The sequence below is a fragment of the Serratia sp. CY71090 genome (genome assembly GCF_052166845.1).
Classification (GTDB): Bacteria; Pseudomonadota; Gammaproteobacteria; order Enterobacterales; family Enterobacteriaceae; genus Serratia; species Serratia nematodiphila.
The window spans coordinates 44,992-65,742 of the sequence record NZ_JBJNOA010000005.1; the positions used below are offsets into that span (position 1 = coordinate 44,992).

At 63.3% G+C, this 20,751-nt stretch carries 20 protein-coding genes; 18 read left to right on the top strand and 2 right to left on the bottom strand.

What is annotated here, in order from left to right:
- Positions 1-464: 464 nt before the first annotated feature.
- The 7 genes from ACJ8OK_RS11070 to ACJ8OK_RS11100 all read left to right on the top strand — a co-directional run bounded on the left by ACJ8OK_RS11070 (position 465) and on the right by ACJ8OK_RS11100 (position 7,932).
- On the top strand, positions 465-2,183 hold the full coding sequence (locus ACJ8OK_RS11070; protein ID WP_442530581.1) for an arylsulfatase: 1,719 nt from the start codon (positions 465-467) through the stop codon (positions 2,181-2,183).
- Entirely contained in the window at positions 2,180-3,364 is a 1,185-nt protein-coding gene (locus tag ACJ8OK_RS11075; protein WP_033631715.1) for an anaerobic sulfatase maturase, read from the top strand. Before ACJ8OK_RS11070 ends, ACJ8OK_RS11075 begins: the two co-directional genes overlap by 4 nt.
- A gap of 129 nt (positions 3,365-3,493) precedes the next feature.
- Positions 3,494-4,987: an APC family permease gene (locus ACJ8OK_RS11080; RefSeq protein ID WP_015376523.1), complete on the top strand. Its 1,494-nt coding sequence runs from the start codon at positions 3,494-3,496 to the stop codon at positions 4,985-4,987.
- On the top strand, positions 4,962-5,552 hold the full coding sequence (locus ACJ8OK_RS11085) for a DUF3156 family protein (RefSeq protein WP_021505405.1): 591 nt from the start codon (positions 4,962-4,964) through the stop codon (positions 5,550-5,552). Before ACJ8OK_RS11080 ends, ACJ8OK_RS11085 begins: the two co-directional genes overlap by 26 nt.
- Positions 5,545-6,327: an SDR family NAD(P)-dependent oxidoreductase gene (locus ACJ8OK_RS11090; protein WP_033631717.1), complete on the top strand. Its 783-nt coding sequence runs from the start codon at positions 5,545-5,547 to the stop codon at positions 6,325-6,327. The genes ACJ8OK_RS11085 and ACJ8OK_RS11090 overlap by 8 nt, the downstream gene beginning before the upstream one ends.
- Positions 6,328-6,338: 11 nt before the next feature.
- Positions 6,339-7,136 (top strand): molybdenum cofactor biosynthesis F family protein, encoded by a 798-nt coding sequence (locus tag ACJ8OK_RS11095; protein ID WP_033631718.1) that lies wholly within the window; start codon positions 6,339-6,341, stop codon positions 7,134-7,136.
- A 4-nt stretch (positions 7,137-7,140) separates the two neighbouring features.
- Positions 7,141-7,932, top strand: a complete 792-nt coding sequence (locus tag ACJ8OK_RS11100; RefSeq protein WP_033631719.1) for an SDR family oxidoreductase — start codon at positions 7,141-7,143, stop codon at positions 7,930-7,932.
- Positions 7,933-8,036: 104 nt separating this feature from the next.
- Here ACJ8OK_RS11100 and hpaR read toward each other — a convergent pair whose 3' ends face one another.
- Positions 8,037-8,489 carry a homoprotocatechuate degradation operon regulator HpaR gene (hpaR, locus tag ACJ8OK_RS11105; RefSeq protein ID WP_033631720.1) on the bottom strand — a complete coding sequence of 151 codons (453 nt, stop codon included), beginning with the start codon at positions 8,487-8,489 and terminating at the stop codon, positions 8,037-8,039.
- Positions 8,490-8,815: 326 nt separating this feature from the next.
- Between hpaR and ACJ8OK_RS11110 the strand changes: the two genes are divergently transcribed.
- From ACJ8OK_RS11110 to hpaC, 11 genes are all read left to right on the top strand, one after another.
- Positions 8,816-9,448, top strand: coding sequence for a fumarylacetoacetate hydrolase family protein (locus ACJ8OK_RS11110; protein WP_033631721.1), 633 nt, complete (start codon positions 8,816-8,818; stop codon positions 9,446-9,448).
- Positions 9,445-10,209: a fumarylacetoacetate hydrolase family protein gene (locus tag ACJ8OK_RS11115; protein ID WP_004933177.1), complete on the top strand. Its 765-nt coding sequence runs from the start codon at positions 9,445-9,447 to the stop codon at positions 10,207-10,209. The genes ACJ8OK_RS11110 and ACJ8OK_RS11115 overlap by 4 nt, the downstream gene beginning before the upstream one ends.
- A complete protein-coding gene (gene hpaE, locus ACJ8OK_RS11120) occupies positions 10,206-11,660 on the top strand; it encodes a 5-carboxymethyl-2-hydroxymuconate semialdehyde dehydrogenase (RefSeq protein WP_033631722.1) in 1,455 nt (484 codons plus the stop codon). Before ACJ8OK_RS11115 ends, hpaE begins: the two co-directional genes overlap by 4 nt.
- Before the next feature lie 37 nt (positions 11,661-11,697).
- A complete protein-coding gene (gene hpaD / locus ACJ8OK_RS11125) occupies positions 11,698-12,771 on the top strand; it encodes a 3,4-dihydroxyphenylacetate 2,3-dioxygenase (RefSeq protein ID WP_099032679.1) in 1,074 nt (357 codons plus the stop codon).
- A gap of 50 nt (positions 12,772-12,821) precedes the next feature.
- Positions 12,822-13,208, top strand: coding sequence for a 5-carboxymethyl-2-hydroxymuconate Delta-isomerase (locus ACJ8OK_RS11130; RefSeq protein ID WP_350986845.1), 387 nt, complete (start codon positions 12,822-12,824; stop codon positions 13,206-13,208).
- Positions 13,209-13,222: 14 nt separating this feature from the next.
- Entirely contained in the window at positions 13,223-14,026 is an 804-nt protein-coding gene (hpaH, locus tag ACJ8OK_RS11135; RefSeq protein WP_015376538.1) for a 2-oxo-hept-4-ene-1,7-dioate hydratase, read from the top strand.
- A 75-nt stretch (positions 14,027-14,101) separates the two neighbouring features.
- A complete protein-coding gene (hpaI, locus tag ACJ8OK_RS11140) occupies positions 14,102-14,896 on the top strand; it encodes a 4-hydroxy-2-oxoheptanedioate aldolase (protein ID WP_033631724.1) in 795 nt (264 codons plus the stop codon).
- 3 nt (positions 14,897-14,899) lie between these two features.
- Positions 14,900-16,270 (top strand): 4-hydroxyphenylacetate permease, encoded by a 1,371-nt coding sequence (gene hpaX, locus ACJ8OK_RS11145; RefSeq protein WP_442530582.1) that lies wholly within the window; start codon positions 14,900-14,902, stop codon positions 16,268-16,270.
- A gap of 34 nt (positions 16,271-16,304) precedes the next feature.
- The gene (hpaA, locus tag ACJ8OK_RS11150) at positions 16,305-17,201 is read left to right on the top strand and encodes a 4-hydroxyphenylacetate catabolism regulatory protein HpaA (protein WP_004933161.1); all 897 of its coding nucleotides are present in this window, start codon (positions 16,305-16,307) and stop codon (positions 17,199-17,201) included.
- Between the two features lie 178 nt (positions 17,202-17,379).
- Positions 17,380-18,942, top strand: coding sequence for a 4-hydroxyphenylacetate 3-monooxygenase, oxygenase component (gene hpaB, locus ACJ8OK_RS11155; RefSeq protein WP_004933158.1), 1,563 nt, complete (start codon positions 17,380-17,382; stop codon positions 18,940-18,942).
- Between the two features lie 16 nt (positions 18,943-18,958).
- Positions 18,959-19,474, top strand: a complete 516-nt coding sequence (hpaC, locus tag ACJ8OK_RS11160; protein ID WP_004933156.1) for a 4-hydroxyphenylacetate 3-monooxygenase, reductase component — start codon at positions 18,959-18,961, stop codon at positions 19,472-19,474.
- Between the two features lie 33 nt (positions 19,475-19,507).
- Here the strand turns inward: hpaC and ampH are convergent, their stop codons facing one another.
- Complete coding sequence (gene ampH, locus ACJ8OK_RS11165; protein WP_015376541.1) at positions 19,508-20,650, bottom strand: D-alanyl-D-alanine-carboxypeptidase/endopeptidase AmpH; 1,143 nt, start codon at positions 20,648-20,650, stop codon at positions 19,508-19,510.
- Positions 20,651-20,751 lie beyond the last annotated feature (101 nt).

Genomic DNA, 20,751 nt, shown 5'->3' on the forward strand with positions numbered 1-20,751 from the left:
ATCGTTCAATCTGGAGAAGGTTGGCGGTCAATATATGAACGATACAAGCATAGTTGTAGCAATTTGGCAACACAATAAAAACATATTAACAACGTGAGGCCGATTGCAATAAAACACATAAATAACAAGATGACACTGCGTTAATTAGGGCTTTTTCATTCGGATTTATCGCGATTTTCATTAATAGGTTAATGAAATAATTCACCGCTTTTCCCGCTGAATTTACAGCGCTTTTCAATGCTTGCTCGGGTGAAGCTTTCGCCGCCCTGCGCGTGCTACAGCCGCCGCTGCCGGCCGCCGTCCCTCGTTCTTAAGAACGATAGCCAGGCTTTTCCGCCGCTTCCTACACTGCGAATTGAAGATAGCGCCAGGCGGCGCCAAACGTATAAGACGAAAAAATGATGACCTTTATCGGGCTGAGGCGTCGGGTTGTTCAGTCCGCATGACCATACAGGGGACGGACGATGCAGAAAAAAACGTTGGCGGTGGCGTTGAGCGGCGCCTTATCGGGCCTGGCTCAGGGGGCGGACGCCGATCGCCCCAATGTGCTGATCATTCTGGTGGACGACATGGGCTACTCCGACATCAGCCCGTTCGGCGGCGAGATACCGACGCCCAACCTGCAGGCGCTGGCCGAACGGGGCGTGCGCATGAGCCAGTACTACACCTCGCCGATGTCGGCGCCGGCGCGGTCGATGTTGATGACCGGCAACACCAACCAGCAGGCCGGCATGGGCGGCATGTGGTGGTATGAGAGCACCGCCGCGCAGCCGGGGTATGAAATGCGCCTGACCGACCGCGTGATCACGCTGCCGGAGCGTTTTCGCGACGCGGGTTACGCCACCATGATGGCGGGCAAATGGCACCTGGGCTATGTTGATGGTGCCAAACCGACCGATCGCGGCTTCGAGCGCGCCTTCGCCTTTATGGGCGGCGGCACCAGCCATTTCGACGACGCGAAACCGCTGGGCACCGTGGAGGCGTTCCATACCTTCTACACCCTGAATGGCAAGCGCGTGTCGCTGCCCAAAGATTTTTATTCCAGCAAGGCCTATGCCGACCAGCTGGAACAGTGGATCCGTGATACTCCGCAGAATAAACCCGTCTTCGCCTATCTGGCGTTTACCGCGCCGCACGATCCGCTGCAGGCGCCGGATGACTGGATCGCCAAATTCGACGGCAAATACGACGCCGGCTATCAGCAGGCCTATCAGCAGCGCATTCAGCGCCTGAAAGCGCTGGGATTGATTTCCGATCGCACGCCGATGCCGATGCCGACGCTGGCGCTGGATAAGGCTTGGAACGCGCTGACGCCGGAACAGCAAAAATATGAAGCCAAGACCATGCAGGTGTACGCGGCGATGATCGCTTACATGGACGATCAGGTCGGCGCGGTGTTGAACACCCTGAAGCAGACCGGCCGCGACCAAAATACGGTGATCGTGTTCGCCACCGACAACGGCGCCAACCCGGCCAGCGGCTTCTACTACGGCTCGAAGCCGGAGTATTGGCGGCAGTTCGACAACAGCTACGCCAACCTCGGCCGCAAGGGATCGTTCATCTCCTACGGGCCGCACTGGGCCAACGTCAGCAACGCGCCATACGCCAACTACCACAAAACCACCAGCGCGCAGGGCGGTATCAACACCGATTTCATCATCTCCGCGCCGGGGTTGAAGGGCCGCGGCGGTATCGATCGCACGCCGATGGCGGTGTATGACATCGCGCCGACGCTGTATGACTATGCCGGCATCGACGCCAGCAAACCGCTGAAGGCCAAACCGACGCTGCCGATGGTCGGCGTCAGCTTCAAGCGCTATTTCAGCGGCGAGGCCGACGGTGTGCCGCGCGCGACCTACGGCGTGGAGCTGCATAACCAGGCCGCCTATGTAGACGGCATCTGGAAGCTGCGGCGGTTGGTGAAGGCCGGGCCGACGGCGCAGATGGCGCCGTGGGGGCTGTTCAACCTGCATGACGATCCGCTGGAAACGCGCGATCTGGCCGCCGCCGACCCGGAACGGGTCAAACGGCTGAGCGAGGCGTATCGCCGCTTTGCGCAGCAGAGCATGGTTATTGAAGCCAAAGGCGCAGCGATCGACTATCTCGGCGTCGACGCCAGCTCCGGCGACTACACCGGCCTGGATCCACAGACCCACAAACCGTTGCCGCAGGCGGCGCCATGAACCTGGCCCAGCTGCGCGCGCAGCAGATCCCGGTAGAGAGCGAACCGCGCGCGGCGGCGCCTTTTCATTTGCTGGTGAAGCCGATCGGCGCCGGTTGCAACCTGGGGTGCCGCTACTGCTACTATCCGCAGCGCCAGCAAGAGCGGACGCGCAAGATGGACGACGACCTGCTGGCGGAGTTTATCCGCGGCTACATCGCCGCCCAGCCGCGCTACAGCCGCGAGATCAACTTCGTCTGGCAGGGTGGAGAGCCGCTGTTGGCGGGGATCGGTTTTTACAAGCGGGCGCTGGCGTTGCAGCGCCGCTTTGCGCCGCCGGGCGTGCGGATCAGCAACAGCCTGCAGACCAACGGCACCCTGCTGAACGACGCCTGGTGCCGGCTGTTCCGGCAGCATCAATTCATCATCGGCGTCAGCCTGGACGGCGATCGCGAGGTGCAGGACGCCCATCGGCCGGACAAGCGCGGCGGCGCCAGCTATGACGCCGCGCTGCGCGGCATCGCGCTGCTGCAGCGCCATCAGATCGACTTCAACCTGCTGATGGTGGTGCACGACGGCGTCGCGGATCGCGCCGAGGCGATCTACGATCATGCGGTGGCGATCGGGGCGCGCTATCTGCAGTTTCAGCCGCTGATGCTGGAAGGGGATGCGCCCGCCGCCGGCTATGGGCTGAGCGCCGCCAACTGGGGGCGTTTCATGCTGGCGGTGTACCGCCGCTGGCGCAGCCGCGGGCACGTCGGTCAGGTGTTTGTGATGAACATCGAACAGGTCTACGCGCAGTATTTCACCCACGTCAGCCCCAGCTGCGTGCACGCCGAACGCTGCGGCGGCAATCTGGTGATGGAGCCGGACGGTCGCCTCTACGCCTGCGATCATCTGATCAACGCGCAGCACCTGCTCGGCCATGCCGATCGGCAGACGCCGCTCGCCACCCTGGCGGCAAGGGCGGCGGAGATGCCGTTCGGCAGGAACAAAAGCCTGCGTCGCGAGTGCCAACGCTGCAGCGTGAAAAGCGTCTGCCAGGGCGGCTGCCCGGCGCATGTGGGCGAAGATCGCTACAACCGGTTGTGCGCCGGCTATTACGCCTTCTTTTCCGCGCTGTTGGCGCCGCTGCTCGCCTACCCGCGCAGCCCGCAGGGAGCGATGCAGTGGCGCGCCGCCGTGAGCGCCGCCGCAGGTTGAAAGCGTCTCGTCCTTAAGGACGATAGTCAGCATTTTCCTTTCCTCTCTATAGTGAGATGACCGCCGCTGGCGGTGAAAAACCTGCAAGCACCTGCATGCATCAGGCCAAAACTATAAGAGGAAATAACCATGAACCTGTCGTCGCGGTTGCACGCCCACCTGGCTCGAGGCAAGGTCGGCTTTCCCACCACCCTGGCCAGTTCGGTCGGGGTGATCATGGCCAGCCCGGTGATCCTGACGGTCACCAGCGGCTTTGGCATCGGCGGCGACACCTTTGCGCTGGCGATGCTGATCGCCTTCATCATGATGCAGGCGCAGCTCACCACCTTCTCCGAAGCGGCGGCGCTGTTGCCGACCTCCGGTTCGGTTTACGACTACATCTCCTGCGGCATGGGGCGCTTTTTCGCCATCACCGGCGCGCTGTCGGCCTACCTGATCGTGCACATCTTCGCCGGCACCGCCGAGACCATTCTCTCCGGCATCATGGCGCTGGTGAACTTCGAACACCTCAACACCCTGATGGAAAGCCACAACGCCTCCTGGATGGTTGGCGTCGGGCTGGTCGTCGTGTTCGGCCTGCTCAACGCGTTCGGCATCGAGGCCTTCGGCAAGGCGGAGATCGTGCTGACCTTCGCCATGTGGAGCACGCTGGTGATTTTCGGCATCGTCGGGCTGCTGTCGCCGCATGCGGTGCCGCTCGAGGGCTGGTTCGGCAGCACGCTCGATCTGAACGATCCCTTCGCGGTATTCAGCCTGATCGGTATGGCGATGTTCATGTTCGTCGGCTGTGAGCTGGTGACGCCGATGGCGCCGGAGATCAAACGCTGCGATCGGGTGATCCCGCGCGCCATGGCGCTCGGGCTGTGCGGCGTAGCGGTGTGCATGGCGCTGTACGGCGCGGCGCTCAGCCACCAGGTGGAAAACGTGGTGATCGACGCCGCCAGCGGCACGCGTCTGCTGGAAACGCCGATGGCCATCCCGGCGTTCGCCGGCCAGGTGATGGGCCAGTTCGGCAAATACTGGCTGGGCGTCGGCCTGCTGCTGGCGGGCGCGGCGACCATCAACACGCTGATGGCGGCGGTGCCGCGCATTCTGTACGGCATGGCGCTGGATGGCGCGCTGCCGCGCATGTTTGCCTATCTGCATCCGCGCTTTAAGACGCCGGTGGTCGGCATTCTGGTGGCGGTCTTGATCCCCTGCGTACATGCCTTCGCCATTCAGGGCAACCTCGACAGGATCATTCCGCTGGTGCTGGCGGCGGTGTGCGCCTGGGGCGTGGCCTACCTGCTGGTGACCTGCTCGGTGGTGATCCTGCGCCTGCGCCGCCCCGATCTGCCGCGCGCCTATAAATCGCCGTGGTTCCCGCTGCCGCAGATCGTCTCCAGCGTCGGCATCGTGCTGGCCATCGTCTACATCACGCCGCCGGGGATGAACCCGCGCGACGTCTACATTCCCTTCGGCTGGATGATCGGCCTGACCGCCGCCTATGCGCTGTTCTGGACGCTGTGCGTGCAGAAAGTGAATCCGTTCAAGCCGGTGCCGGTCGAGCAGGTGCTGGAGAACGCGTTCGCCAAGGGTGAAAACGAGGAGGCGCAGTTTGATCGGCTTACTTCCCTCACTTAATCGCGCCTGGCGGCGAGCGCCGTCGGGCTATCGGCCGGGCGCCGCGCTGGATCGTCTGGCGCGCAACCTGGAACCCTACGCGTGCGAACGCCTGGCGCCGGGCCTGCTGCGGCTGACGCTGCCGCAGGGGCCGCAGATCGAGGTCAGCGAACAGGTGCAGGGGCTGTTTATGGCGCATATCGTCAGCCACCGCTTTCGGTTACAGGGCGCGTGCGCAGCGCAGCCCCCGCTGACGCTGGACGTGGTGACCGGCGGCTGGCTGCGGCGGCGCGGCGTGCGCTATCTGCTGCGCCAGCGCCATGCGGCCGCGCAGCGGGTGCTGGCTGGCCTGCTGCGCTACCCGCAGATCGGCGAGACGCTGGCGCAGCTGGATTTTCGCCGCGTGCGGCTGACGGTGAACGACGGGCGCTGGCAGGTGGATATCGAGCATTTCGCCGCGTCGGAGGTGGTCAGCCGTTTGCCGGCCGGCCGCCGCTATCTGCGGCTGGACGCCGAACAGCGGCGGCTGCTGTTGAGCAGCCTGCTGATGATCGGCCAACTGATGGAGAAGCTGAATCATGAATAGAGTGGTTGTGATTACCGGCGGCGGCACCGGCGTCGGCGCCGCCTGCGCCCGTCTGCTGGCGGCGCAGGGCGATCGGGTGTTCATCATCGGCCGCCGCCCGGAACCGCTGGCGGCGCTGGCGCATGAGATCGGCGCGCAGGCGCTGGTGGGCGACGCCGCCAGCGGCGAGAGCTGGGCCCACACGTTGCTGCCGGCCATTCTGCGCGACGCCGGGCGCATCGACTGCCTGATCGGCAGCGCCGGTGGCATGGGCTTCAAGCGCATTACCGAGATGACCGACGAGCAGTGGCAAGGGGCGATGGACAGCAACCTCAACAGCGCTTTCGCCAGCGCACGCGCCTGCCTGCCGGAGCTGATCAAGAGCGGCGGCAATCTGCTGTTCGTCGCCTCGATCGCCTCGCTGGCCGCCGGGCCGGAGGTCTGCGGTTATGTCACTGCCAAACACGCGCTGATCGGGCTGATGCGCTCCATCGCCCGCGACTATGGCCCGCTGGGCGTGCGCGCCAACGCGGTGTGCCCCGGCTGGGTGACCACGCCGATGGCGGACGAAGAGATGCAGCTGCTGATGGACGCCCATCAGATCTCGCTGGAGCAGGCCTACCAGATGGTCTGCCGTGACGTGCCGCTGCGGCGGCCGGCCAGCGCCGAGGAAATCGCCCGTATCTGTCGTTTCCTCTGTTCCAGCGAGGCTTCAATCATTACCGGCGCTGCGCTGGTGGCCGACGGCGGCTCTACCATCGTCGATGTGCCGACATTGGCTTTCACTTCCCTGTAAGGAGCATTTCCATGAGTTCAGAAGCGGTATTCATTCAGGTTGGCGCGCTGGCGGAAGGCTTTGCGCCGCACAGCAATACGCTGGAACGCCAGCACGGCCTGGCGGGCACCACGCTGACGCTGCGTTTCAGCGACGGCGCGACGCAGCGTTGCCGGTTCAGCGACGCGCAGACGCTGGAGTGGGGGGAGCGGCGCGGTATCGCCTATCGCGCCACCAGCATTCGCCCCGGCGTGCTGTTCATCGATTTTCTCGATCCCGCCCGCGCCAACGCCAGCATTACGCTGGTGTGCGACCGCAATCAGGGCAACTTCACCGCGGTGTACGGCCAACTGCCGGACGAAGCGCAGACGCGGCTCGACGCCTTCAGCCGGGTTGAGCAGGGGCTGCCGCTGACCGCGGTCGAGGCCGAATTCCGCTTCGGCACGCTGGATGACGCCGACGCGGCGCCGCCGGGCTTTACCGATGAGCTGATCGGCATGCGCAACATGTACACCTACAGCCCGACCGAGCGCTACGAGCACATCTACCTGAACGACAACTTCTACGCCTGGCAGTGTCTGGACGGGGTGGAGAAGGGGTTGGCGGACGTCGATCGCTGCCACTACGTGAAGGTGGCGGAGCAGCTTTATCTGTTCGTCTGGCGCGAGAAGATCATTCCGACGCTGGGCGTGGTGATGATCGATCTGCAGGGAATGCGCACCGACGGCAAGATCCTCGGTTATCAGGGCAGCGATTTCAGCGCGCTGAGCAACTTTGCGGTGGGCGCCCACGCGCAGGTGCTGAACACCACGCGCCACCCGCGAGGATAGGCCGATGAGCGCAACCTATGCGGCCGACGCCTTCGCCGGGCAGGCGGTGCTGGTGACCGGCGGCGCGCAGGGCATCGGGCTGGCGATCGTCAGCGCCTTCGCCCGGCTGGGCGCCGAGGTGACGATCGCGGACGTGCAGCTGCCGCAGGCGCAGGCGGCGGCGCAAATGCTGCGGGACGAAGGGCTGAGCGTGCAGGCGCTAGCTTGCGATCTGGCCGAGCCGGGGCCGGTCGCCGAGTTGGTGGCGATGGTGGGTGAGCGGCATCAACGGCTGGACGTGGTGATCCACAACGCCGCTTACTTTCCGCTGACGCCGTTCGCCGCCATCGACGCGGCCCTGCTGCAACGCACGCTGAGCGTCAATCTGATGGCGCCGTTCTTTCTGGCGCAGGCGGCGCTGCCGTGGATGCGCCGCGCCGGCGGCGGCAGTCTGCTGGTGACCTCGTCGGTGACCGGCCCGCGGGTGGCCTACCCGGGGCTGGCGCACTACGCCGCTTCCAAGGCCGGGGTGAACGGGTTTATTCGTGCGGCGGCGCTGGAGCTGGCGGCGGAGAACATTCGCGTCAACGGCGTGGAGCCGGGGATGATCCGCACGCCGGCGATGGCCAACCTGGGCGACGCGCAGGTGAATCAGGCGATCGCCGCCGCGGTGCCGCTCGGGCGGCTGGGGGAACCGGAAGACATCGCCGCGGCGATGGTGTTTCTCGCCTCGCCGGCGGCGGCCTATATCACCGGCCAGACGCTGGTGGTGGACGGCGGCGCGCTGTTGCCGGAAACGAATGCTCCGCTTGCTTGATGCAGCCACGCACCCCAGTCGCTTACTTGAGTAAGTGACTGGGGATTTACGCCTTGGTCGCCTGGCTGCAACGCCAATTAATGTGAGAATTCCGGTGGGTTAAATCACTGCTTGGCGGGATGCGCGGTGACGTTGGCGGGCAGGCTGTCGCCCAGGGTGATCAGCTCGTCCAGCAACGTCATCAGCTGGTCCATTTTCTGCCGCGAGAAAGCGGCTTCAATCTCGGCGTAGCCCTGTTCCACCTGGTGGCGCGCCACTTCATACAGATCCTGACCCTGCTGGGTCAGCGACACGTACAGCTTGCGCTGATCGTTGACCGGCTTGAGGCGGAAGATCAGCTTATCACGCTCCATGCGCGACAGAATGCCGGTCAGGCTGGGGCGCAGGATACAGGTTTCCGCCGCCAGCTCGTGGAATTCGATCGAGCGGTTGTTGGCCAGCACGCGAATGATGCGCCACTGCTGTTCGGTCAGGTTGTGGCTTTTCAGGATCGGGCGGAAGAACCCCATGGCGGTTTCACGCGCCTGCAGTAGGGCGATGGTTAACGATTCATGCATAAGTTTGGCCTTAGCTATCAAGGTGTTCGCTGTTACGGCGCTCGTCATGGGGGCGCCCGCCCCGCAAAGCCCGATTTGTTAATAACTTAATAGTAGCCAAAGTTACCCGCAGGGATAAAGCAAAAATGCGTGGCGCAGCGAAAAATGGCGAGAAAAATGATTAATGCGTTGAATAATCACGTCAATGTTTGTTGTTTGTGAATATTTTGTTATCACGATCACAAATCATTCCAAGCGCGTTGCGTAAAAGCTGCGCAGCGTATAAAAGTAATCATTAATATATTAATGAATGCCGGTTGTCATGTTTTGCCATTGGAGGAGTTCGCATGAAAGGCACCGTATTTTCCGTTGCGCTGAACCACCGCAGCCAACTGGACGCCTGGGATCAGGCGTTTCACCAGCCGCCGTACCAGACCCCGCCCAAAACCCCGGTGTGGTTTATCAAACCGCGCAACACCCACCTCGCCAACGGCGGGGCGATCCCGTTTCCGGCCGGTGAAACCGTGCAGAGCGGCGGCACGCTGGCGGTGATCATCGGCGACACCGCGCGCAAGGTGCCGGCGGCGCAGGTGAGCCGTTATCTGGCCGGTTACGCGTTGGCCAACGACGTCAGCCTGCCGGAGAGCAGCTTCTATCGCCCGGCGATCAAGGCCAAATGCCGCGACGGCTTCTGCCCGCTGGGAGAGATGGGCCAACTGGAGAATGCCGATCGGCTGGAGATCGTCACCGAGATCAACGGCGTGGAGCAGGATCGCTGGTCCACCGCCGATCTGGTGCGCTCGGTGCCGGAGCTGATCGCCGCCATCAGCGATTTCATCACCCTGCAGCCGGGCGATGCGGTGCTGATCGGCACCCCGCACCAGCGGGTGGAGATCAAACCGGGGGATGAGGTGACGGTGCGCGCCGCCGGCCTGCCCACTCTGAGCAACCGCGTCACCCAGGCAGGAGCCGCATCATGAAACATGCCCGTATTCGCCATCATGGCCAGATCGTCAACGTTCAGGTGGACGACCAGCTGCGCGTCACGTTGCCGAACGGCGAGGTGCTGCAGGAGCGCGAAGTGGAATGGCTGCCGCCGGCGCAGGGCACGGTGTTCGCCCTGGGGCTGAACTATGCCGACCACGCCAGCGAGCTGGAATTCAAGGCGCCGGAAGAGCCGCTGGTGTTCCTCAAGGCGCCGAACACTCTGACCGGCCATCGTCAGGTATCGGTGCGTCCGGCCGACGTGGAGTACATGCATTACGAAGCCGAGCTGGTGGCGGTGATCGGCAAGACCGCACGCAACGTCAGCCGTGAGCGCGCCATGGAGTATGTGGCGGGTTACACCCTGTGCAACGACTACGCCATCCGCGACTACCTGGAAAACTACTACCGGCCGAATCTGCGGGTGAAGAGCCGAGATACCCTGACGCCGATCGGGCCGTATATCGTCGATCGCGACGACGTCGCCGATCCGCACCGGCTGGCGCTCAGCACCTACGTCAACGGTGAGCTGCGCCAGCGTGGCAGCACCGCCGACATGATTTTCGACATTCCGTTCCTGATCGCCTACCTGAGCGAATTCATGACGCTGCAGCCGGGCGACATGATCGCCACCGGCACGCCGAAAGGGCTGGCCGACGTGCGGCCGGGCGACGAAGTGGTGGTGGAGATCGAAGGCATCGGCCGTTTGGTTAACCACATTATCAGTGAAAAAGATTACGAGGAGAGCCTGCGATGAAAACCATCAACCACTGGATCAACGGCAAGAACGTCGCCAGCAAAGAGTATTTCACCACCACCAACCCGGCGAACGGCGAGGTGCTGGCGGAGGTGGCCTCTGGCGGCCAGCTGGAGATCGACCAGGCGGTAGCGGCCGCGAAAGAGGCTTTCCCCAAATGGGCCAACACGCCGATGAAAGAGCGCGCGCGTCTGATGCGCCGTTTGGGTGAACTGATCGACCAGAACGTGCCGCAAATCGCCGAAATGGAAACCGCCGACACCGGTCTGCCGATCCATCAGACCAAAAACGTGCTGATCCCGCGCGCCTCGCACAACTTCGAATTCTTCGCCGAGGTGTGCCAACAGATGAACGGCAAGACCTACCCGGTGGACGACAAGATGCTCAACTACACGCTGGTGCAGCCGGTGGGGGTCTGCGCGCTGGTGTCGCCGTGGAACGTGCCGTTCATGACCGCCACCTGGAAAACTGCGCCTTGCCTGGCGCTGGGCAACACGGCGGTGCTGAAAATGTCCGAACTGTCGCCGCTGAGCGCCGATCGCCTGGGCGAGCTGGCGCTGGAGGCTGGCATTCCGGCCGGGGTGCTGAACGTGGTGCAGGGCTACGGCGCCACCGCCGGCGACGCATTGGTGCGCCATAAAGACGTGCGCGCGGTCTCTTTCACCGGCGGCACCGCCACCGGCCGGCGCATCATCGAAAGCGCCGGGCTGAAGAAATTCTCCATGGAGCTCGGCGGCAAGTCGCCGGTGCTGATCTTTGAAGACGCCGACATCGAGCGGGCGCTCGACGCCGCGCTGTTCACCATCTTCTCGATCAACGGCGAACGCTGCACCGCCGGTTCGCGCATCTTCATTCAGGAGAGCATCTACCCGGAATTCGTCAAACGTTTCGCCGAGCGCGCCAACCGTCTGCGCGTCGGCGATCCGCAAGATCCCAACACCCAGGTAGGGGCGCTGATCAGCCCGCAGCACTGGGAAAAAGTCTCCGGCTATATCCGCCTCGGGGTGGAGGAAGGGGCGACCCTGTTGGCCGGCGGCCCGGATAAACCGGCCGGCTTGAGCCACGGCAACTTCCTGCGCCCGACGGTGCTGGCGGATGTCGACAACCGGATGCGCGTGGCGCAGGAGGAGATCTTCGGGCCGGTGGCCTGCCTGCTGCCGTTCAAATCAGAAGAAGACGGCCTGCGCATGGCCAACGACGTGGAGTACGGCCTGGCGTCGTACATCTGGACGCAGGATGTGAGCAAGGTTCTGCGCCTGGCCCGCGGCATCGAAGCGGGCATGGTTTTCGTCAACACCCAAAACGTGCGCGATCTGCGCCAACCGTTCGGCGGCGTGAAAGCCTCTGGCACCGGCCGCGAAGGCGGGGAATACAGCTTCGAAGTGTTCGCCGAAATGAAGAACGTGTGCATTTCCATGGGCGACCACCCGATCCCGAAATGGGGCGTCTGAGCCTCAGGCCACAATAATAACGAAAGAGATGAGAACAATGACGACAAAACTGACCACTAATGCTGTCCCTGCTCCCGACGTCGTGCGCTGTGCCTACATGGAGATTCAGGTCACGAACCTTAAAGCCGCACGCGAATTTTACGTCGATATCCTCGGCCTGGTCGTGACCGCCGAAGATGACAAAACCCTCTACCTGCGTTCGATGGAGGAGTTCATTCACCATAACCTGGTGCTGCGCGAAGGCCCGGTCGCCGCCGTGGCGGCGTTTGCTTTCCGCGTGCGCACGCCGGAAGACGTCGATCGCGCCGAAGCGTATTTCAAGGCGCTTGGCTGCCGCACCGAGCGGCGGGTGAACGGGTTCGCCAAAGGCATCGGCGATGCGGTGCGGGTAGAAGATCCGCTCGGTTTCCCGTATGAGTTTTTCTACGATGTGCAGCACGTCGAGCGTCTGGCCTGGCGTTACGATCTGTATACGCCGGGCGCGCTGGTGCGCCTCGACCACTTTAACCAAATCACCCCTGATGTGCCGCGCGCCGTGGAATATATCCAGGGGCTGGGTTTCCGCGTGACGGAAGACATCCGCGATGAAGACGGCGTGGTTTACGCCGCCTGGATGCGCCGCAAGGCGACGGTGCACGATACCGCGATGACCGGCGGCGCCGGGCCGCGCATGCACCACATCGCCTTCGCCACCCATGAAAAACACAATATTTTGGCCATCTGCGACAAGCTCGGCGCGCTGCGCAAATCCGATGTGATCGAACGCGGCCCTGGCCGTCACGGCGTCTCCAACGCGTTCTATCTCTACCTGCGCGATCCCGATGGCCACCGGGTGGAAATCTACACGCAGGATTACTACACCGGCGATCCGGACAACCCGACCGTGACCTGGGACGTGCATGACAACCAGCGCCGCGACTGGTGGGGCAATCCGGTGGTGCCGAGCTGGTACACCGAAGGATCGCTGGTGTTGGATCTCGATGGGCAGCCGCAGCCGGTGATCGAACGCAGCGCGCCCAGCGAAATGGCCGTCACCATCGGCGCAGACGGTTTTTCCTATACCCGCGAGGGCGATACGGAAAAAGGTTTCAAACTTGGCAATACGCTGTAAATGCCGCTGCGCGGGCTTCGCCCGCGCCTATGCGCCGTCTGGAGAACGCTATGCCCCATTTTTACGCTGAATGTACCGACAACATCCGCCGCGAGGCGGATTTGCCCACCCTGTTCGCCAAGGTCAACGAGGTGCTGGCGGCGACCGGCATCTTCCCGCTGGCCGGCGTGCGCAGCCGCGCCATCTGGCTTGATACCTGGCAAATGGCCGACGGCAAGCAGGATTACGCCTTCGTGCACATGACGCTGAAGATCGGCCACGGCCGCAGTCTGGAAAGCCGTCAGCAGGTGGGCGAGATGCTGTTTGCGCTGATCAAGGAACACTTCGCCGCGCTGATGGCGCAGCGTTACCTGGCGCTCTCTTTCACCATGGAAGAGCTGGATCCGGTGCTGAATTACAAACAGAACAATGTCCACGCGCTGTTCAACAAGGCGTGAATAAGGGGTCGTAAATGCTGGATAAAGAGCAGGTTAACCGCGCCGTGCAGCGTCTGCATCAGGCGGAAAAGAGCCGTGAGCAGATCCGCGCGCTGTCGCTCGATCATCCCGAGATCACCATTGAAGACGCCTATGCCATTCAGCGGCAGTGGGTAGATCTGAAGATCGCCGAGGGGCGCACGCTCAAAGGCCACAAGATCGGCCTGACCTCGCGCGCCATGCAGGTCAGCTCGCAGATCACCGAGCCGGATTACGGCGCGCTGCTGGACGACATGTTCTTCAACGACGGCAGCGACATTCCGATCGATCGTTTTATCGTGCCGCGGGTGGAAGTGGAGCTGGCGTTCGTGCTGGCCAAGCCGCTGCGCGGGCCTAACTGTACGCTGTTCGACGTCTACAACGCCACCGACTACGTCATTCCGGCGCTGGAGATCATCGACGCGCGCAGCCACAACGTCGATCCCGAGACGCAGCGGCCGCGCAAGGTGTTCGACACCATCTCCGACAACGCCGCCAACGCCGGGGTGGTGATGGGCGGGCGGCCGATCAAGCCGGATGCGCTGGATCTGCGCTGGATCTCTGCGCTGCTGTACCGCAACGGCGTGATTGAAGAGTCCGGCGTGGCGGCGGCGGTGCTCAACCACCCGGCCAACGGCGTGGCCTGGCTGGCCAACAAGCTGGCGCCGTATGAGGTGGAGCTGGAAGCGGGGCAGGTGATCCTCGGCGGTTCCTTCACCCGGCCGGTGCCGGCGCGGCGCGGCGATACCTTCCACGTCGACTACGGCCCGATGGGCTGCATCAGCTGCCGCTTCGTCTAATAAGCCGGCTCGGCGAACCGGGCCGCAATAACCGGGCGGGGCCGTGCGCCGCGCCCGCTTGTCAGGGAGAATGCGATGTTAACCAACCACTTCAAGCGTGCGCTGCAGGAAAAACGCCCGCAGATCGGGCTGTGGCTCGGTCTGTGCAGTAGCTACAGCGCCGAGCTGCTGGCCGGCGCCGGTTTCGACTGGCTGTTGATCGACGGCGAACATGCGCCCAACAACGTGCAGACGGTGCTGGGGCAGCTGCAGGCGGTCGCCCCTTACCCGAGCCAGCCGGTGGTGCGGCCGCCGTGGAACGACGCGGTGATCATCAAGCAGTTGCTGGATGTCGGCGCGCAAACCTTATTGATCCCGATGATTCAGAACGCCGAACAGGCGCGCGACGCGGTGCGCGCCACGCGTTATCCGCCGCACGGCGTGCGCGGCGTCGGCAGCGCCCTGGCGCGCGCTTCGCGCTGGAACCGGGTGCCCGATTACCTGCAGCAGGCCGACGAGCAGATGTGCGTGCTGGTGCAGATTGAAACCCGCGAGGCGGTGAAAAACCTCGACGCCATTCTGCAGGTGGAAGGGGTGGACGGCGTGTTCATCGGCCCGGCGGATCTCAGCGCCGACATGGGCTTCGCCGGCAATCCGCAGCATCCGGAGGTACAGCGCACCATCGACGACGCCATCGCGCGCATCCGCGCCGCCGGCAAGGCGCCGGGCATTCTGATGGCCAACAAGGCGCTGGCGCAGCGCTATCTGGAAGCCGGCGCGCTGTTCGTCGCGGTAGGGGTAGACACCACCCTGCTGGCGCGGGCGGCGGAAGCCCTGGCGGACGAGTTCAAACAGGGCGGGGCGCAAGCGCCTTCATCGGGAGTCTACTGAACCATGAACCACGTCGATTCGCTGCCGCCGGCCAACCCGGCGCAGCAACATAAAGCGTTAACCGCCGCCGAGCAATCGGTGATTAAAAAGTTGTTTCGGCGCCTGATTATTTTCCTGTTCGTGTTGTTTGTTTTCTCTTTCCTCGACCGCATCAACATCGGCTTCGCAGGGCTGACGATGGGCAAAGATCTCGGCCTCAGCTCGACCATGTTCGGGCTGGCGGCGACGTTGTTCTATGTCACCTACGTGATCTTCGGCATTCCCAGCAACATGATGCTGAGCCGGGTCGGCGCGCGGCGCTGGATCGCCACCATCATGGTGCTGTGGGGCGTCGCCTCCACCTGCACCATGTTCGCCACCGGACCCACCAGCCTGTACGTGCTGCGCATGATCGTCGGCATCACCGAGGCCGGCTTTCTGCCGGGCATTCTGGTGTACCTCACCTACTGGTTCCCGGCGTTCTACCGCGCCCGCGCCAACGCCTTGTTCATGATCGCCATGCCGGTGACCATGGCGATCGGCTCGCTGGTCTCCGGCTATATTCTGGCGCTGGACGGGGTGATGAACCTGAAGGGCTGGCAGTGGCTGTTCCTGCTGGAAGGCATTCCGTCGGTACTGCTGGGCGTGGTGGTGTGGTTCTACCTCGACGACACGCCGGCTAAGGCCAAGTGGCTGACCGACGAGGAAAAAGCCAACCTGAAGGCGATGATGGAGGTCGACAAGCTGCAGCTGGTGCAGCCCAACGGGCCGAGCAGCCACCGCGCGCTGCAGCAGCGCAGCCTGTGGCGCGAGATTTTCACGCCGATTGTGTTGATGTATACGCTGGCCTATTTCTGCCTGACCAACACCCTGAGCGCGATCAATATCTGGACGCCGCAGATCCTGCAGAGCTTCAACCAGGGCAGCAGCAACGTGACGATCGGCATTCTGGCGGCGATCCCGCAGATCTGCACCATCGCCGGCATGGTGTGGTGGAGCAAACGATCCGACCGGCTGCAGGAGCGCAAGCATCACACCGCGCTGCCGTACCTGTTCGCCGCCGCCGGCTGGCTGCTGGCGTCCGCCACCGATCACAACCTGATCCAGCTGCTGGGGATCGTGATGGCGTCGGTCGGTTCCTTTACCGCCATGGCGATCTTCTGGACCACGCCGGATCAGTCGATCAGCCTGGAAGCGCGAGCGGTGGGGATCGCCGTGATCAACGCCACCGGCAACATCGGATCGGCGCTCAGCCCACTGCTGATCGGCTGGTTCAAGGATCTGACCGGCAGCTTCAACTCCGGGCTGTATTTCGTCTCGGCGCTGTTGATCGTCGGCGCCGTGCTGGTGTGGCGCATCCCGATGAAGGATTCGCGCCCGAGAGCGACGCCTTGATACGCAGACAGGCAGGATTGCAGGAGGTAATGAGGTGCGGAAAAGTACCGGTTTTATCGCCAACATCGATATTTGCAAAGAGTATGACGCGCGCTACGCCGCCGACGAGGTGCACTACGAAACCTTCGCCGGGCTGGCGGCATTCTTTGGCCGCGACATGCAGGTGCACTGGCACGACTGCTTCTTCCAGGTGCATTTTCTGGAGACCGGCAAGATAGAGCTGCAGCTCGACGATCAGCACTATTCGGTGCAGGCGCCGCTGTTCATCCTCACGCCGCCGTCGGTGCCGCATGCGTTCTTCACCGAACCGGACAGCGACGGCCACGTGCTGACGGTGCGTCAGGAGTTGATTTGGCCGCTGCTGGAGCGCCTGTACCCCGGCAGCAACCTGGCGCTCGACATGCCGGGCATCTGCCTGTCGCTGGCCGACGCGCCGCAGGAGCTGACGGCGCTCAGCCACTATTGGGCGCTGATCCGCCGCGAGTTCGCGCAGAACCTGGCCGGGCGCGAACAGACGCTGGCGCTGCTGGCGCAGGCGGTGTTCACGTTGCTGTTGCGCAATACCGCGCTGGAAGACAGCGCCAACAGCGGCGTGCGTGGCGAACTGCAGCTGTTCCAGCGCTTCAACAAGATGGTGGACGAGCGTTTTCGCGAGCACCTGCCGGTGCCGGAGTATGCGCAGGCGTTGGGGGTGACCGAATCGCGGCTCAACGACCTGTGTCGGCGCTTCGCCAACCGGCCACCCAAGCGGCTGATCTTCGATCGATTGCTGCGCGAGGCCAAGCGCATGCTGCTGTTCAGCGCCTGCACGGTGCATGAAACCGCCTACAGCCTCGGCTTCAAGGATCCGGCCTATTTCGCCCGGTTTTTCAATCGGCTGGAAGGCTGTTCCCCCTCGACCTACCGCGCGGCGCAACACGCCCTTTCGTAACCGCGATCACAGTTTGCCGCGAAAGCGGCAAACTGACCTGAAAAGTACCGGCGATTGCCGCAAAAGTCTCTTCTCGAAACCGGCTTTGGCAGCTTCAATTAAGCAACCAAAAGAAAACATTATTTTAACAAATGGCCGACTCCACGGCCTGAAAAATGCCGATTACGAGGAAGACCCGATGAAACCAGAAGACTTTCGTGCCGACAGCAAGCGTCCGTTCACCGGCGCCGAGTACCTGAAAAGTTTGCAGGACAGCCGCGAAATCTACATTTACGGCGAACGCGTAAAAGACGTCACCACCCACCCGGCGTTCCGCAATGCGGCGGCCTCGGTCGGCCAGCTGTACGACGCGCTGCACGATCCGGCCAGCCAGGATCGCCTGTGCTGGAATACCGACACCGGCAACGGCGGCTACACCCACAAGTTCTTCCGCTATGCCCGCAGCCCGGAAGAGATGCGCCAGCAGCGCGACGCCATCGCCGACTGGTCGCGCCAAAGCTACGGCTGGATGGGGCGCACGCCGGATTATAAGGCGGCCTTCGGCTGCGCGCTGGGCGCTTATCCGGAGTTCTACGGCCAGTTCGCCGACAACGCGCGCCACTGGTACAAACGCATTCAGGAAACCGGGCTCTATTTCAACCACGCTATCGTCAACCCGCCGATCGATCGTCATAAGCCGGTCAACGAGGTGAAGGACGTCTACATTCAGGTGGAGAAAGAAACCGACGCCGGCATCATCGTCAGCGGCGCCAAAGTGGTGGCCACCAACTCGGCGTTGACCCACTACAACTTCATTGGCTTCGGTTCGGCGCAGGTGATGGGCGATAACCCGGACTTCGCGCTGATGTTCGTGGCGCCGATGGACGCCGAAGGGGTGAAGCTGATTTCACGCGCCTCCTATGAGCTGGTGGCCGGCGCGACCGGTTCGCCGTTCGACTACCCGCTGACCAGCCGCTTCGACGAGAACGACGCGATCCTGATCATGGATCATGTGCTGATCCCGTGGGAAAACGTGCTGATCTACCGCGATTTCGACCGCTGTCGCCGCTGGAGCACCCAGGGCGGTTTCGCCCGGCTGTTCCCGCTGCAGGCCTGCGTGCGCCTGGCGGTGAAGATGGACTTCATCACTGCGCTGCTGCAAAAGAGCCTCTCGTGTACCGGCGTGCTGGAGTTCCGCGGCGTGCAGGCCGATCTGGGCGAAGTGGTGGCCTGGCGCAACCTGTTCTGGTCGCTGAGCGACGCGATGTGCGCCGAAGCCACGCAATGGGAAAACGGTGCCTACCTGCCGGATTCCGCCGCGCTGCAGACCTACCGCGTGATGGCGCCGATGGCCTACACCAAGGTGAAACACATCATCGAGAAGAACGTCACCAGCGGCCTGATCTACCTGCCGTCCAGCGTGCGCGACATGAACAATCCGGAGATCGACAAGTACCTGGCGCGCTACGTGCGCGGATCGGACGGCATGGATCACGTCGAGCGCATCAAGATCCTCAAGCTGATGTGGGATGCGATCGGCAGCGAATTCGGCGGCCGTCACGAGCTGTATGAGATCAACTACGCCGGCAGCCAGGATGAGATCCGCCTGCAGTGCCTGCGCCACGCGCAGGGATCCGGCAACATGGATCGCATGATGCAGATGGTCGACAAGTGCCTGGCCGATTACGATCAGCATGGCTGGAAGGTGCCGCACCTGCGGAACAATGACGATATTAATCAGTTGGATAATCTGCTGAAGTAATTCAGGAGGAGGTTGTATGTCTCAGGAAAATGAACAGCGGTTGCGCTTTCGCGACGCGATGGCCAGCCTGTCGGCGGCGGTGAATATCGTCACCACCGACGGCCCGGCGGGGCGCTGCGGCATCACCGCCACGGCGGTGTGCTCGGTAACCGATACGCCGCCGACGCTGCTGGTGTGCATCAACCGCAACAGCGCGATGAACCCGGTATTTCAGGAAAATCGCAGGCTGTGCGTCAACGTGCTCAACCACGAACAGGAGCTGATGGCGCGCCACTTCGCCGGCATGACCGGCGTCAGCATGGAAGATCGTTTCAGGCTGGAAGAGTGGCAGCTTGGCGCGTTGGGGCAGCCTGTATTGCGCAATACCCTGGCCAGCCTGGAAGGGGAGATCGAGCAGATCCAGAGCATCGGCACTCACCAGATGTACCTGGTGCAGATCAAGCAGATCGCGCTGAGCGAAGCCGGCAACGGCCTGATCTACTTCAAGCGCAACTTCCATTCGGTGATCCACCAGATGGCGGTGCCGGCCTGAGGCGTGGGGGCGCAGTTGGCTGCGCCCCTCATCTCAACTCTTGTTGGCCGCCAGATCGCTCACCAGGCGGTTGACCGGATCGCTCATGTTGGTGAACTTGCTCAGCTCCGAACGGGTCACCACCACGAACACCCCGACGTTTTTCGCCGGGATCATCGCCATGTAGGTAATGAATCCGCCGCCGCCGCCGGTCTTCTGAATGATGCCCGGCAGCCCGTCCTTCGGCGCCATATACACCCAGCCCAATCCCAATGCATCCGCTTGCCCCGGCACGTCCATGCCCTTCAGCGACACCAGATCGTGGCGCTGGAAGTACATGGTTTGCTCGCTGGCGGCGGTGGCTTTGCGCGGGCCGCTGGCGCTGGAGGAGAGGAACTGCTGCATCCAGCGCTGCATGTCGCGCGGGGTGGAGTAGACGCCGCCGCTGCCGGCCGCGGCGGTGGTGTCGCGACAGGCGCTCGGGCCGGCCGCCGCCACCATCAGGCGCGAGCATTGTTCGGGGCTCGGCGTCAACGTGGTGTCGACCATGCCGAGCGGCGCGGTGATTTTCTCTTTCAGCAGCGCGCTGTAAGGCTTGCCCGCGGCGCGCGACAGCGCGTCGGCCAGCAGATCGTACGCCAGGTTGGAATACGCGGCGCGCACGCCCGGCGGCACCGTGACGTTGGCATGCGCCAGCCACTGCCAGCGCTGAGCCTTGGTCGGCCAGGTGAACACCGGCGTTTTCGGCGGCTTCTTGCCCGGCTGCTCGCGCGGCAGCGCGCTGGTGTGGGTGGCCAGGTTCAATAACGTGATCGGCTGGCCGGCGTTGTAAGACGGCACATAGGCGCCCTTGGGAGCGTACTTGCGCAGCGGGTCGGTCAGCTTGACCTGGCCTGCCGCCGCCATTTTCACCATCACTTCGCTGGTCATCAGCTTGGTGATCGAGGCGATGCGGATCAGCGAATCCGGGCGCGGGCGCAGGTTGTTGCCGGGCTTGGTGTCGCCGAAGCTGCGGTTAACCACCTGATTGCCGTCGATCACCACCAGCGCCATGCCGGTGGCGCCGCTGTTGTAGAAAATATGTTCGGCATACTGGTCGACGATTTGCGAAGCCAGCTGCGGGGGCGCGGCCTGCACGGCCAGCGGCGCGGCGCACAGGCCCAGCGCCAGCAATAAAGCGGAGACAGAGTTCTTCAACGGTCGTTATCCATTTAACAATGCAGCGGGAAAGGGCGTAATCCATCGCCCAGTGTAATGCGCCCGCCCCCCCGCTGCATGTAGAAAAAAGAGCGGTGGCG

Coding starts and splice junctions, on each gene's coding strand:
- ACJ8OK_RS11070 (WP_442530581.1), top strand. CDS start 465: ATGCAGAAAAAAACGTTGGCGGTGGCGTTGAGCGGCGCCTTATCGGGC.
- ACJ8OK_RS11075 (WP_033631715.1), top strand. CDS start 2,180: ATGAACCTGGCCCAGCTGCGCGCGCAGCAGATCCCGGTAGAGAGCGAA.
- ACJ8OK_RS11080 (WP_015376523.1), top strand. CDS start 3,494: ATGAACCTGTCGTCGCGGTTGCACGCCCACCTGGCTCGAGGCAAGGTC.
- ACJ8OK_RS11090 (WP_033631717.1), top strand. CDS start 5,545: ATGAATAGAGTGGTTGTGATTACCGGCGGCGGCACCGGCGTCGGCGCC.
- ACJ8OK_RS11095 (WP_033631718.1), top strand. CDS start 6,339: ATGAGTTCAGAAGCGGTATTCATTCAGGTTGGCGCGCTGGCGGAAGGC.
- ACJ8OK_RS11100 (WP_033631719.1), top strand. CDS start 7,141: ATGAGCGCAACCTATGCGGCCGACGCCTTCGCCGGGCAGGCGGTGCTG.
- hpaR (WP_033631720.1), bottom strand. CDS start 8,489: ATGCATGAATCGTTAACCATCGCCCTACTGCAGGCGCGTGAAACCGCC.
- ACJ8OK_RS11110 (WP_033631721.1), top strand. CDS start 8,816: ATGAAAGGCACCGTATTTTCCGTTGCGCTGAACCACCGCAGCCAACTG.
- ACJ8OK_RS11115 (WP_004933177.1), top strand. CDS start 9,445: ATGAAACATGCCCGTATTCGCCATCATGGCCAGATCGTCAACGTTCAG.
- hpaE (WP_033631722.1), top strand. CDS start 10,206: ATGAAAACCATCAACCACTGGATCAACGGCAAGAACGTCGCCAGCAAA.
- hpaD (WP_099032679.1), top strand. CDS start 11,698: ATGACGACAAAACTGACCACTAATGCTGTCCCTGCTCCCGACGTCGTG.
- ACJ8OK_RS11130 (WP_350986845.1), top strand. CDS start 12,822: ATGCCCCATTTTTACGCTGAATGTACCGACAACATCCGCCGCGAGGCG.
- hpaH (WP_015376538.1), top strand. CDS start 13,223: ATGCTGGATAAAGAGCAGGTTAACCGCGCCGTGCAGCGTCTGCATCAG.
- hpaI (WP_033631724.1), top strand. CDS start 14,102: ATGTTAACCAACCACTTCAAGCGTGCGCTGCAGGAAAAACGCCCGCAG.
- hpaX (WP_442530582.1), top strand. CDS start 14,900: ATGAACCACGTCGATTCGCTGCCGCCGGCCAACCCGGCGCAGCAACAT.
- hpaB (WP_004933158.1), top strand. CDS start 17,380: ATGAAACCAGAAGACTTTCGTGCCGACAGCAAGCGTCCGTTCACCGGC.
- hpaC (WP_004933156.1), top strand. CDS start 18,959: ATGTCTCAGGAAAATGAACAGCGGTTGCGCTTTCGCGACGCGATGGCC.